Source organism: Neisseria musculi, from assembly GCF_014297595.2.
Lineage (GTDB): Bacteria > Pseudomonadota > Gammaproteobacteria > Burkholderiales > Neisseriaceae > Neisseria > Neisseria musculi.
This window is the reverse complement of record NZ_CP060414.2, coordinates 302,575-315,566: the sequence shown is the minus strand read 5'-3', so window position 1 is coordinate 315,566 and position 12,992 is coordinate 302,575. Positions and strand designations below refer to the sequence as shown.

9 protein-coding genes and 1 pseudogene are annotated in these 12,992 nt (G+C 56.5%); 3 read left to right on the top strand and 7 right to left on the bottom strand.

What is annotated here, in order from left to right; translation table 11 throughout:
* Positions 1–93: 93 nt before the first annotated feature.
* Positions 94–1,308, bottom strand: a pseudogene (gene argJ / locus H7A79_RS01480) (bifunctional glutamate N-acetyltransferase/amino-acid acetyltransferase ArgJ).
* Positions 1,309–2,703 carry a chloride channel protein gene (locus tag H7A79_RS01475; protein ID WP_187000836.1) on the bottom strand — a complete coding sequence of 465 codons (1,395 nt, stop codon included), beginning with the start codon at positions 2,701–2,703 and terminating at the stop codon, positions 1,309–1,311. It lies immediately after the preceding pseudogene.
* A gap of 222 nt (positions 2,704–2,925) precedes the next feature.
* On the opposite strand from H7A79_RS01475, the gene H7A79_RS01470 reads away from it, so the two are divergent.
* Together H7A79_RS01470 and H7A79_RS01465 are read left to right on the top strand one after the other, a co-directional pair.
* Entirely contained in the window at positions 2,926–3,684 is a 759-nt protein-coding gene (locus tag H7A79_RS01470) for a GNAT family N-acetyltransferase (protein ID WP_187000835.1), read from the top strand.
* A 253-nt stretch (positions 3,685–3,937) separates the two neighbouring features.
* On the top strand, positions 3,938–4,705 hold the full coding sequence (locus tag H7A79_RS01465) for a lysophospholipid acyltransferase family protein (RefSeq protein WP_187001588.1): 768 nt from the start codon (positions 3,938–3,940) through the stop codon (positions 4,703–4,705).
* A 191-nt stretch (positions 4,706–4,896) separates the two neighbouring features.
* Here H7A79_RS01465 and H7A79_RS01460 read toward each other — a convergent pair whose 3' ends face one another.
* Positions 4,897–5,175 (bottom strand): hypothetical protein, encoded by a 279-nt coding sequence (locus H7A79_RS01460; RefSeq protein ID WP_187000834.1) that lies wholly within the window; start codon positions 5,173–5,175, stop codon positions 4,897–4,899.
* Between the two features lie 72 nt (positions 5,176–5,247).
* Between H7A79_RS01460 and thiD the strand changes: the two genes are divergently transcribed.
* Entirely contained in the window at positions 5,248–6,069 is an 822-nt protein-coding gene (gene thiD / locus H7A79_RS01455; protein WP_187000833.1) for a bifunctional hydroxymethylpyrimidine kinase/phosphomethylpyrimidine kinase, read from the top strand.
* A 603-nt stretch (positions 6,070–6,672) separates the two neighbouring features.
* Here thiD and H7A79_RS01450 read toward each other — a convergent pair.
* The 4 genes from H7A79_RS01450 to H7A79_RS01435 all read right to left on the bottom strand — a co-directional run bounded on the left by H7A79_RS01450 (position 6,673) and on the right by H7A79_RS01435 (position 12,947).
* Positions 6,673–7,284 (bottom strand): MlaC/ttg2D family ABC transporter substrate-binding protein, encoded by a 612-nt coding sequence (locus H7A79_RS01450; protein WP_187000832.1) that lies wholly within the window; start codon positions 7,282–7,284, stop codon positions 6,673–6,675.
* Positions 7,285–7,690: 406 nt separating this feature from the next.
* Positions 7,691–8,257, bottom strand: coding sequence for a hypothetical protein (locus tag H7A79_RS01445; RefSeq protein ID WP_135037365.1), 567 nt, complete (start codon positions 8,255–8,257; stop codon positions 7,691–7,693).
* A gap of 285 nt (positions 8,258–8,542) precedes the next feature.
* Entirely contained in the window at positions 8,543–9,619 is a 1,077-nt protein-coding gene (locus tag H7A79_RS01440; protein ID WP_187000831.1) for an NAD(P)H-dependent flavin oxidoreductase, read from the bottom strand.
* 865 nt (positions 9,620–10,484) lie between these two features.
* The gene (locus H7A79_RS01435; protein WP_187000830.1) at positions 10,485–12,947 is read right to left on the bottom strand and encodes a heavy metal translocating P-type ATPase; all 2,463 of its coding nucleotides are present in this window, start codon (positions 12,945–12,947) and stop codon (positions 10,485–10,487) included.
* Positions 12,948–12,992: the final 45 nt, after the last annotated feature.

Genomic DNA, 12,992 nt, shown 5'->3' with positions numbered 1-12,992 from the left:
TCATGACTACCTGCTTTTAAACCACGGCGGTGCCGGCACGCCTGCCCCTGATTTTAAAATGGGCAGCAGCCGCCGTTTTCTCCATAACCCGGCTCAATTGCGGTAGCCGGCATTAATCGACACATATTCGTGCGATAAATCGCAGATGTAAACAGTGGCGCATTCGCGGCCGCGCTGCAAGTCGATGCGCACAGTGATTTCGGCGCGCGCCATCACAGCCTGCCCCTGTTCTTCGCTGTAGCCGGCGGCGCAGCCGCCGTTTTCTACCACCAAAACCTCATCGGGCCAGGCGCATTTTGCCGGCATCGGAGTTTTCCGATACCGGACAACCGATGGCGGCGAGCAGCCGGCCGAGATTGGGGTCGGAGGCGAAAAAGGCGGTTTTTACCAGCGGCGGGTGGGCAACGGCATAGGCCGTTTGGCGGGCTTCGGAGCGGCCGGCGGCGTTTTCCACCGAATGGTGATGAACTTGGCGGCACCTTCTTCATTGCGCACAATAGTCTGCGCCGGATCGAGCGCAAGGCCGGCGAGCAGGGCTTTCAGTTGGTCGTAGCGCGGGTCGGCGATGTTGTCGATTTCGTTTTGGCCGTTTTTGCCGGCGGCCACCACCACGAAGCTGTCGTTGGTGCTGGTGTCGCCGTCAACGGTGATGGCGTTGAACGATAAATCGGCTATTTCTTGCGTGAGCATCTGCAAAACGGGTTGGGAAACTTTGGCATCGCAAACAATGAAGCCGAGCATGGTGGCCATATCGGGGCAAATCATGCCGGAGCCTTTGGCAATGCCGGCGACGCGCACGGTGTGGCGGTTGCCCACCCTGCCTTCGCGGCCTGCGGCTTTGGGCACGGTGTCGGTGGTCATGATGGCGCGGACGGCACGGTCCTAGTGCACGGGTTTCACACCGGACAGGGCGGCAGTGATTTTCTGCGCGGGCAGCGGCTCGAGAATCACGCCGGTTGAAAAAGGCAGCACTTGTTCGGGTGCACAGCCGACTTGTACTGCGGCAGCACGGCATACCGCCGGCGCGTCTTCGCGGCCCTGCCCGCCGGTGCCGGCGTTGGCATTGCCGGTGTTGATAACCAGCGCACGGATGCCGTTTTCGTTGGCCGGGTGTTCTTTGGCCGCATAAACCGAAGCGGCACAGAAGCGGTTTCGGGTAAACACGGCACCAACGGTGTTACGGTTGAGCACAATCAGGGTTAAGTCGTCATGGTCGGGCTTTTTCACGCCCGCCCGACCCACAAATACCTGCATGCCATCAACAGCGGGTAATTCTTCCGCTTTTTTTTCTGTCAAATTGACTGCCATTTACGGATTCTCTTTTGAAGCGGCCTGCCGGGCGGAGTTTTCTTCCTGAACACGCTGCCGGAAACGCGCGCCTGCCGCATGGTAAAACGGTTTTGGGGAAAACTGGCGCGACACTTGTGAAGCAAAAATAGCACCAACCAACAGCCAAAACAACAGATTTTGTCCGCCCGTCATTTCCATCACCACTACGCTGGCGGTAAGCGGCGACTGTGTAGCAGCCGCCAAAAATGCGGTCATGCAGATCAACACCAGCACATTCATGCCGGTTTGCAGGTCAGCCAAATCGGCAATATGCTGGCCCAGCATGGCGCCCACAGTGAGCGAGGGGGTAAAGATGCCGCCGGGAATGCCCGCCCAATAAGAAAGCACGGTAGCCGCCCATTTGGCCAGTGCCACGCCGACCGGGGCTTCATACATACGCCGCAGCGCGCCTGAAGCTTCGTGATAACCCGTGCCGAAAGTCTGCCCCTGATAAAGAGTGCCGATGGCGGCCAGCATCAGTCCAACCACGCCGGCAAACAAAACGGGGTGGCGGTGTATCCAAGCGCGCCATTTTTCAGGCGCAAATGCGGCCGCACCTTTATAAAGCAGCCGTGCAAACAGGCCGCCCGCCACGCCGCAAATCAAACCGCACAGCAGCACCCAGGCCAGCATATGGTTGAGCTGTGTGCCGTGAAAGCCTGAAAAATAAGGGTTGTTGCCCTGTATGGCCACTTGGATGAAACCCGCCGCCAACACGCCGATAAAAATCTGCCGCTCCCAACGCAACATCACGCCGCGCCCCAATTCTTCAATGGCAAACACCACGCCGGCCAGCGGCGCATTGAATGCCGCTGCCAAACCGCCCGCCGCGCCTGCCGCAATCAAATCGTTTTCCTGTATGCCTTTGAAAGCCAGATGGTGTTTTTTGCACCATGCACCCCATGCCGCCATCACCGCCGCCCCCACCTGCACAGACGGCCCTTCGCGCCCGATAGAGGCGCCTGCCAGCATACCCAAAAAAGTGAGCGGGATTTTCAGCATGGTCTGCCCCAACTTCAGCAGGCTCAGTTTCTGCGCACCGTGGGGCAACGACAGCGAGGCCAGCACCTGCGGAATACCGCTGCCTGCCGTGTAGGGCGCGAAGCGGCGCGTCAGCCACACAATCAGCGGCAACCCCAGCGGCAGCGCCGCCCAGGCAAACCACGGGTATTTTCTAACCAGCAGCGCGTTTTGCTCCAACGCAAAGTCGGCCAAATGGGCAAACAGCAAAGAAACCAAGGCCACCAGGGCCGCCCCCGCCAGCAGAAAGGCGAAAGCAACGGTTTTGCGCGACAGCCGCTGCGTCTGCCTGATTTTGTGGATGGTTTTACGCTTCAATATTCGGTAACGGGTGGTGAAATCGGTGTCGTCCATAGCCAAATGCCTGCCGTTTTTTTAAAGGAAAGTCGGGCGTATCCGCCACAATCGCAGCCGTTATTATGAACCGTTTGCACATCTGCATCAAAACACCTCAGGCCGTCTGAAAGCAGCGTTTCAGACGGCCTGAGCCGCTTCTGCCAACGAAATTAACCAGTTACTTGATTTATGCCGTCTGCTATACTTGGCGGGTTATTTTTACCACACAGGATTATGTTTATGCCGCAAACCAGCCGTTTCAACACCACCGGCCCCAAAATCGGCCTGAGCGTGCGCCTGGCTGAAAACCGGCAGGAAATCGAAGCCGCACAACGCTTGCGCTACCGGGTGTTTGCAGAAGAATTGGGCGCCGACATCCCCGGCAGCAACAGTTTGGATGCCGACGAATACGACCGGCACTGCCACCACCTGCTCGCTTTCGATGAAGCCGCCGGCGAAGTGGTGGGCTGCTACCGCCTGATCACCGAAGAAGCCGCCCGCACTGTCGGCTCGTGGTATAGCGAACACGAATTCGACCTTTCCCCGCTGCAAAACATTCTGCCGCAAACCGTGGAACTGGGGCGCGCCTGCATCCACCCCGACTACCGCCACGGCGGCCTGGTGATGCTGCTGTGGACGGGGCTGGTGAAATTCATGCGCGATGAAAACCTGCGCTTTATGATCGGCTGCGGCAGCATCAGCACTGCCGATGGCGGCCACGAAGCAGCCGGGCTGTATCATGTGTTGAAAGAGAAACATCTGGCTCCCGAGCCGTGGCGCGTGCGCCCGCTCAACCCGCTCAAATGGGAACGGCTCACCCCCTCCGAACACCCCGAGTGCCCTTCTCTGATTAAGGGCTATCTCAAAGCCGGAGCCTGGTTTTGCGGCGAACCCTGCGCAGATGAAGCCTTCAATTGCGCCGATGTGCTGATTCTGATGGACATCACCCGGCTCAACAACCGCTACCTGCAACGTTTCGCGCCGAAACATCCCGCCTGAAACCCCGAAATGCGCAGGCCGTCTGAACCCGCGGCACGGTTGCCGCAAAGCAGGCGCAGTCTGCTTTTCCTGCACCCCGGCAACCGGCCGCAGGCGCAGCAATACCAAGCCGCCCCTGTTGCCGCTTCAGTTTGCCAAGCCAAAAACACGGCGTGCCGCAGCTCAAACCGGGCAGGTTCGCGGCACAACAGCAGACTCAGCCCAAGCCTTTCAGACGGCCAGCAACCATACGGACCACCGTTTTTTACCCAATATGACCACCCTACGCACCGTTTTCCGCCTACTCTGCATCGGCAGCTGCCTGCTCTACGGCACGGCCGAAATGTTTTTCCTGTTCCCCTTTTACAGCAAACAGCGCAAATTGCGCGCCATTCAATTATGGTCGCTGCGCGTGCTTGCCTCCTGCGGCCTGAAACTCGCCGTCTACGGCAGCCTGCCCGAAAAAGGGCGGGGGCAGATGATGATCAGCAACCACATTTCCTGGCTCGACATCATGGCCGTTAACGGTGCCTTTCCCGGCCGCTTCGTTGCCAAAGACGAGGTAGCCAAATGGCCGGTGGTCGGCTATCTCGCCACGCAGGCGCAAACCGTTTACGTTACCCGCAACAAAGGCACCGAAGGCAACAGCGAAAAAATCCGCCACGTTACCGCAGCGCTCAAAAACGGCGACACCGTTACCCTGTTCCCCGAAGGCACCAGCACCGAAGGCCGCGAAATCCTGCCGTTTAAAACCAGCTTTTTTCAGGCGGCCTATGAAGCAGATGTGCCGCTGATACCGGTGTTGTGCCGCTACCCCAACCCCGACGGCAGCAGCCCCAACCCCGCCATGGCCTACCACGGCGACATCAGCCTGCTGCAATCTATCTGCATGATTATCCGCCAGCCCGGCGGCGTGGCCGAACTGCATTTTCTCGACCCCGTGCCCTCCGGCGCCGACCGCCGCGCCACCGCCCTCGACATCCACCGCAGATTGAGCGAAAAGCAGCGCGGGCTGGAATCCGCCCCGCCCGTTTTCAAATAATGGCGGCATTAAAACAAACAGCATTACCCGCCCCTCCAAAAAACAACATTGCAGGAAGCCGGGGCGGCAGCCAAACCGGCCCAGCATCATCTTTACCTCCTGCCTCGCCCCACGTGTTTCACCGTCATCTGACACCGAGGCCGTCTGAATACTTTCAGACGGCCTTTTTAACCGCTCAAGCAATATCCTGTTTAACTAAAAAAAACCGCCTCCCTATAATGAAACCAAAATAAAAACGGCACCTCTAACAGCCAACCCGTAAAAACAATCACGGCATCCGCCCGTCCTGCGGCAATATCCGCGACCCGCCGCCTGATAATGGTTCCAACAGATTCGCCGTTGCGAATCCATTTCCATTGCCAGGCTGCAGGCTGAACACAACGAGTTAGAATCGGCTCTGTTGCCGCCCGTACGGCCGACAAAATCGTTCTCTCCGAGCCAAGTCGCAGCAATGCCGCAACAGAAACCAAGCGGGGTTATACCGTATGGCACAGCCGTCTGCTTCGCCCCGCCTTCCACATACACTACCGCAAGGATACGCCATGCCCGGCAAACCTTTTCCCCGCGCCCTCACCATAGCCGGCTCCGACTCCGGCGGCGGCGCAGGTATTCAGGCCGACTTAAAAACCTTTGCTGCACTCGGTGCCTACGGCACCAGCGTGATTACCGCCGTTACCGCACAAAACACCCAAGGGGTGCAGGCCGTCCACCCCGTTCCGGCCGACATCGTGGCCGCACAATGCCAATCTGTTTTTTCCGACATCCGCATCGATGCCGTGAAAATCGGTATGCTGCCCGACACCGCCTCCATTCACGCCGTAGCCGCCGCATTGCGCAGACACAACACCGCTTTCGTGGTGCTCGACCCCGTGTTGGCCGCCCACTCCGGCGACAAACTGACACAGGAAAACACCATAGCGGCCCTCTGCAACGAACTGCTGCCCCTGGCCGGCCTCATCACGCCCAACATCAGCGAGTTGGCCGCACTCACCGGCAACACCACGGCCGCAAATGAAGATGAAATGCTTGGGCAGGGCCGGCAACTCATGGAAAAAGGCGCAGCAGCCGTGCTGCTCAAAGGCGGCTGTTGGCAGCACAGCAAAGAAGCGCGCGACTGGCTTTTGGTGGCCGGCCACCGGCCGCAATGCTTCCGCAACAGCCGTATCGACACCCGCAACACCCACGGCACAGGCTGCACCCTCGCTGCCGCCATTGCTGCCCTGCACCCGCAACGCGGCAATCTGAACACCGCCGTTTCGGCGGCCAAAACCTATCTGCACGGCGCCATCGAAGCAGGAGCGGGCTGGCGCATCGGCAAAGGCTGCGGCCCGCCGGCGCATTTTTGGCGGCATTACCGAGGCTGACTGCAGCCAACCCAAACAAACGCCGGTCGGCAGACCGAAGGGCATGCAGAGCAGGCCGGCATCGTCATGATTTCAAAGCGTGCCGGCCATAGGCCGTCTGAAACCGTTGCAAAGCCCGCACACTTGGCAGAAATAAACAATGTTTATCAAAACCCGGCTTGTAATAAACAGCCAACGCCATTATATTGCTTGAATCTCACGCCATGACAACAACAACGAAAGGAGACCATGATGCACCACCGCAGACGTCAAGCCATCTTTCAGGCGGCCAAACGCGCTTTCCAAGCCCCGGCCAAGCCTGCAGGCGGCAAAACTGCCCGCAGCGGCAGAGCCTGCTGATTCAGGCAATTTTATTTCAATCTAACTGCAACAAAGGCCGTCTGAAAATTTCAGACGGCCTTTGTTGCGGTATCCGTTTATCTGCCGTATCAAAACATCGCTAATCCGCCTGCCCTATATGGCGCGGGCGCGGTTTGGTTTCACTCAAAGAAACCGCTTGTTTCGGCCTCCAAAGCATCAACAGGCAGAACGGTTGCACTCCGCCCATGCTGCCGGCAGCCCGATGCCTGAATATCGAAAATGCGTGGATTCACCAGATAGGCATTACAGCGGCTCGGCTTTTTTCAAACCTTTGGCGCGCAAGGTTGCGATTGCGCCGTCAATGCTTTTCTGTTTAATCAACTCATTGAATTGGTTGCGGTAAACTGTAACCAAACTCACGCCGTCCACACGAATGTTATACACCTTATACACCGCCCCTGCCCGGTAAAGCTGGTAGGCCACTTCGTATTTGCTGCCTTTTTTGGTGCGGATTTCAGAAAACACCTCCACCTTATTGCCGTTATCGGTGATTTTAGGCAGCAGCTTCACCTGTGCATCGGCAGCCCCCATCAAGGCAGAGCGCGCATACATCGAAATCATCATATCTTTAAAGGCCGCGATAAAATCGGTTTTTTGTTTGGCTGAAAAATCCCGCCACGGCAAACCCACGGCCAACGCCGAAATGCGCCCGTAATCCAAAAAACCATCGGCATAGCCTTCAATCCGGCGGATTTTCTGCTGCTCGCTCAAACTGCCGTTGCGTGCCACTGCCAACACCGTGTCGATATTCTGCTGCGCCTGTATTTGGGCAGGATGCTGCCGGGTTTCTGCGGCAGCATAAGGTGCAACCAAAGCAACGGGTGCGGCAAGCAAAACCGCCATCAGTTTGTTCATGTTTTTTCCCTCAAAAAAGTGTGTTTATAAAGTGCGTTTTATCCGCAGGAGAGCGGCAATCCGTTACCTGCAAACAGTCATATTTAACAACAGGGCGGCGTTATCTTGCATTAAAAACTGCAAAATATGCGCCACGGTTTCGGATTCAACATGCCAAAACCGTTTCCAAACACTGCCGCGCCGTATCCGCCAAGCGGCAAAACCGGTTGTGGAAAACAACCGATGTATCGAGAATCCGCTCATTTTGGGCTGCCAGGCCGCAAAAAGCCGCAGACAATACAGCAAACAGCAAAGCCCGGCAACGCCACAGAGAAGCGGAGATTCACTAACCGGTTTGAAAAAGCAGAGAGGCCGTCTGAAAAATATATTCAGACGGCCTTTTAAAACCATTGCAGCATATCGGAATCTAACGCGCTTGCGGCCCGGATTCCAACATCACTTTAGCCTGCCCGGCGAGCGCGTCCAAATCAATCAGGCCGGTTTGTGCCGCAGCCGTCAGCAGCGCACTGCCCGCTATCACGGTCAATACCGCATAAACCAGATAGGCCGACATCACCCGCCAACCCGGCCGGCCGCTCATTCTGATAAATCCGACCGCTTGGGCAACAAATATCCAAATCTGCCAAAACATGCCCGCAGCCGCCAACGCAGGGGCATAAAACAACACCAGCAGCGGCACCGACAGGGCTTCGGAAGCCAATACAAAACCCCACATCGGCAGCTTGGTTTTCCCGTGCGGCAACATCCGCCCCATCACCAAGCTCAGCACAGCGCATTTCAACACCGTCAGCAGCACGGTCAGCGCAACCACCGCCGGGCTCTTGCCGAACAAAAGTGCAGTAGAAGCCGCATTCACCAAGCCGATCAACAGCAGCACGGCAGCGGCAACGATAAACGGATAGCGGTAATCTGCGGGATTTTTATAACGCAGGCGCAAAATATCCCACATATCGCACAGAAAATAATACAGCATAAACCAACACGTTTCGGGAAAAGCGTGCATTGTATCGGCAATCCGCGCTTTTTCAAACAAAAAGAAAAAGCGGTTCGAAATAGATTGCCGATCAATGGACTATATTTATATTTATCAAATAAAAGCAGGGTATTGCGATATCGCATTCCGAAAAAGCCGAAATCGGATGACGAAACCCCGCCGTCTGCCCCGATGGCCTTCTGGCTCCGACCGTTGGGAAGAGACGGGCACAGACCGCAGCCTGCCGGCTTTGGCTAAACCTTGCTCATTCCGAAACATCGGATTTTACGCCGGCATTACCGCCGGCCCGTTCCAACCTGCCATAATCCTGCCGATAATTTCTGCCGCACTGCCGGTTTCCGCCAGCGGCGCATTCTGCCCTGCCCACAATGAAGAAAATTCATCGGAACCTTGCGCTTCGGCCGCCGCTTTCAACGGGGCTGCCGCAGCCTGCGCCAACGGAAAAGGCGGAACAGCGGGATTAACGAAGCCGGCCTCGCGGATAAATCGATTAACGATACCGCGTGCGAAACCGCCGCTGAACAGATTGGTCAAGGCGGTATGTTCCGCACGGCTGCTTTGCAGGGCGGCGCGGTGCAGAGGCGGAGTGTCGGCCTCGTCTGCCAGCATCAGCGCGGTGCCGATCTGTATGCCTGCCGCACCCAAATCGCAGGCGGCACGGGCTGTTGCAGCATTGCAGATACCGCCGGCTGCCACCACCGGCACCTTTACCGCCGCGCAAACTTGCGGCAGCAGGCTGAATGTGCCTGATTGGGTGGTTAAATCCCGGCTGAGAAACATACCGCGGTGGCCGCCCGCTTCCAAACCTTGTGCGATAACAATATCGGCACCATCGGCTTCGAGCCGGCGGGCTTCTTCCACCGTGGTGGCACTCGACATCACCACCGCACCACTGCTTTTCACCTTATCCAACAACACCCGGTCGGGCAATCCGAAATGAAAGCTGACCACGCGCGGGCGGTAGCGCAACACGATTTCCGCCTGCTCTTCGCCAAACGGCTGCCTGCCGCCGCCTGCGGCAATGTCTGCCCCGCTCAAGCCGAATTCGCGGTAAAACGGCTGCAGCGCCTGCAACCACGCCGCCTGTTGCGCGGCATCGGGCTGCGGCTGTTTATGGGCGAAAAAATTGATGTTGAGCGGTTGGCCGGTCTGCCGCCGCACGGCCTCGATTTCGGCACAAAGCCGCTCGGCAGGCAGCATGGCGGCAGGCAGCGAACCCAACGCACCGGCCCGACAGGCGGCAACGGCCAGCCTGCTGCCCTGTACGCCCGCCATCGGCGCCTGAATCAGCGGCAGGCGGGTTCGGATAAGCTGAAGCAAACGCTTGGTATCAGAATTCATTGTTTATTCTCCTTTGATTCTGGTAATTGGTGATGTTGGATACACAATAAAATTGTCGGTATAAAATTTCATGCCGTCTGAAAAGATTCAAACGGGCTATTTAGCATTAAGCTAAATGATGGCGGAAAATATGCTTTAAATATAAAAAACCAAGTTAGCACAACCACTTCTGGCAAACTGAAATCAGAATAAAAATGATGGAAAACCATAGAAAATTATTTATCAATTTAAGACAAAATCATTTCTAATTTAATGAATACATAATAATTAAAAAATAAAGCACTTTTTTACAAAAAAACTAAAAAATTAAAAAACTTTATATGTTTTAAATAACCAAAATATTAATCAAGATAATGTGCTGACAGTTAATGATTACAGAACTTATCTTGATTAACAATTTATTAGTTAAACATAAGTATTATGAAAGAAATTATCATGACTGAATTGAATAAAATTTTTGGCGGTGCTTGGGCTTTAAACGGCGGTGGCGGTGGTAATCCGGGGCAATCAATCGGATGCTTGCCTGCGTCTACTGTTTAGCAGCTTGCAGCTCTGTTGCTACAGACAGCACACCAATCACCCCTTATTCAGGAAAGCCTCAACCGGATCCTAACTGTGATGGCTATGCAGGCGGTAACGGTTCTGGGGTAGGATGTTCAAGACCTTGGCATCCGAGAGATCAGCAAGGCCGGAAAATTCCAATGTAATCATTAACCAATAATGATTGATAACCATATGCCGTTCGGAAAGCTATTTATAAAAAATAGGCTTCCAAACGGCATCCTTGTTTTATTACTTGATAACCAAACAGTTTCCGGCCTAACAAAGTGTTTCTGCCGATGATAGTTTTCAAAACACCTACCGTTCAAACGACCTCTTTTTTCAACAGCCTTAACGCATTTGCCACCACCACCAGCGAGCTTAAGCTCATACCCAGCGCGGCCACCCACGGGGTAACGTAACCGCACACGGCCAACGGCACCACAATCAGATTGTAAACGCTGGCCCAAATCAGGTTTTGACGGATCACCGCACGGGTGCGCTGCGCCTGCCTGATGGTTTGCGGCAACACGCGCATATCTTCGTTGAGCAGTATCACATCGGCACCTTCGCGGGCAACATCGGCACCGCCCGCCACCGCCACGGAAACATCTGCCTGCGCCAACACGGGGGCATCGTTGATGCCGTCGCCCACCATCAGCACTTTGCGCCGATGCCGCTGCAGGGTTTCCACATAGGCCAGTTTGTCTTCGGGCGAAGCCTCTGCACGGTAGCTGTCCAAACCCAGCCGGCGGGCGAGATTTTCTACGGCGGCCGGGCGGTCGCCGCTGAGCAGGTGCAGCTTCATGCCCTGCGCTTTCAGCCTGCCCAGCATATCAGCAATGCCGGCTTTGGTTTCGTCTGCCAGCAGAAAGGCCGTCTGAAAACCGTGTTGGTTACCGAGATAAACCAAACTGCCGCTGTGTTCGATTCTACCCGCTTCGGGCAGTTTGCCGGATATGCCTGCCACAAAATCTGCTTTGCCCAACGCCCAGATTTGTGTTTCACCGTTTACAGTGAGCCGTGCACTCACACCGCTGCCAACATAGTTTGCGCGCTGTTCGGCGCAGATTTCGGTGTATCCTTCCGCCCCCAGGCTGCCGGCATGATTCAGAATGGCTTTGGCCACGGGGTGTTCCGATTGGGCTTCGAGCACCCCGGCAACGGCGGCGGCCAGGCACTCGTTCAGACGGCTCAACGGGCGCACTTCAACAACCGACAATGCTCCCCGTGTTAAGGTGCCGGTTTTATCGAACACCACATCGTCAATCTGAGCCAGCGTTTCCAAACTGCCGCGCCCGCTGACTAAGATGCCGTCTGAAGCCAAAACACCGGTGGAAGCGGCCAGCGCGGTGGGGGTGGCCAGCGAAAGCGCGCACGGGCAGGTAATCACCAGCAGCGACACGGTAATCCACAATGCCTGCAAAGGGCCGGCGTATATCGTCCAACCCACGAATACCGGCACGGCCATCAGCAGCAGGCTGAATACAAACGATGAAGCGTATTTTTCAGCCATTTCCGCCAAACGCGGCTTTTGCGCCAAAGCCCGGTCGAGCAGCTTCACGATATGCGCCAGCCGCGTGCCGCCGCCCGCCTGTTCGGTGCGGACAACCAGCGGGCCCGATATGTTGAGTGTGCCCGCCGCCACCGCCGAGCCTGCCTGCTTGGGCACAGGCAGGCTCTCGCCGGTGAGCATGGCTTCGTTTATTTCGCTTTCGCCTGCCAGCACCGTTCCGTCCACCGGAACCACTTCGCCGGGATACACCGCCACCACATCGCCCGGCCGCAACTGCACCACCGCCGCTTCTTCGGCCTTTTCACTGTCGGGATAACCGTTCAGCTTGTGGCAAAACGCAGGCACCAGCTTCACCAGCCGCTCTGCCGCATCTCCTGCCCTGCGCCTTGCAACCTGCTCCATATAACGGCCGCCGAGCAGAAAAAACACAAACATGGCAATCGATTCAAAATACATGCCCTGCCCGGCTCCGCCAAGCAGGCTGTAAACCCCTGCCGCAAACGTCAGTATCAACGCCAACGCCACCGGCGTATCCATGCCGGTGCGGCGGTTTTTGATGTCGCGCCACATACCCCGGTAAAACGGTACCGCCGAATAAAACATCGCCGGCAGCACCATCAGAAACGCCCCCCAATGCAGCACATTCAAAAAAACCGGCTCGATTTCATGGCCGTAAAGATATTCGGGCACGGCAAACATCATCGTCTGCATCATCGACAAACCCGCCACCGCCAGCCGTATCAGCGAATGCTTGCGCTCGGCCTGCGCCTGCTCTTCAAATTTACCGGCATCATAAGGGGCCGCACTGTAACCGCTTTTTTGAATGCGCAGCAGAATATCGGAAAGCCGCACACGGCCTTCGTCCCACAACACGCGCACACGGCGGGTGCTGTAATTCAAATCTGCACGCAACACACCGGCCGTACGCAAAAGCTGCTGCTCGATCAGCCACACACAGGCCGCGCAGGTAATCCCCTCCAGCATCAGCAACGCCTCGCGCTCACCACCCGCACCGGCTTCCACAAAACCCGCCTGCACTTCCGGCAGGTCATACAGCTTCAAGCGGTCGAGCATTTCCTGCGGCGGCAACGCTGCTTTTTCAGCATCGGCAGTCCGCTGTTTATAATAATTGCCCAGCCCGGCATCGATAATTCCCCGAGCAACGGCCTGGCAGCCCGCACAGCAGGTATCGCGCGGTTCGTTTTCATAAACCACGGTTAAAGAAATGTTGTCGGGCACATCCAACCCGCAATGGAAACATGTTTTTTTCATGATTCGGAATTGTACGCGCAGCACCCGGCTCGGGCAACGGCGCAC

Coding starts and splice junctions, on each gene's coding strand:
- H7A79_RS01475 (WP_187000836.1), bottom strand. CDS start 2,703: ATGGACGACACCGATTTCACCACCCGTTACCGAATATTGAAGCGTAAA.
- H7A79_RS01470 (WP_187000835.1), top strand. CDS start 2,926: ATGCCGCAAACCAGCCGTTTCAACACCACCGGCCCCAAAATCGGCCTG.
- H7A79_RS01465 (WP_187001588.1), top strand. CDS start 3,938: ATGACCACCCTACGCACCGTTTTCCGCCTACTCTGCATCGGCAGCTGC.
- thiD (WP_187000833.1), top strand. CDS start 5,248: ATGCCCGGCAAACCTTTTCCCCGCGCCCTCACCATAGCCGGCTCCGAC.
- H7A79_RS01450 (WP_187000832.1), bottom strand. CDS start 7,284: ATGAACAAACTGATGGCGGTTTTGCTTGCCGCACCCGTTGCTTTGGTT.
- H7A79_RS01445 (WP_135037365.1), bottom strand. CDS start 8,257: ATGCTGTATTATTTTCTGTGCGATATGTGGGATATTTTGCGCCTGCGT.
- H7A79_RS01440 (WP_187000831.1), bottom strand. CDS start 9,619: ATGAATTCTGATACCAAGCGTTTGCTTCAGCTTATCCGAACCCGCCTG.
- H7A79_RS01435 (WP_187000830.1), bottom strand. CDS start 12,947: ATGAAAAAAACATGTTTCCATTGCGGGTTGGATGTGCCCGACAACATT.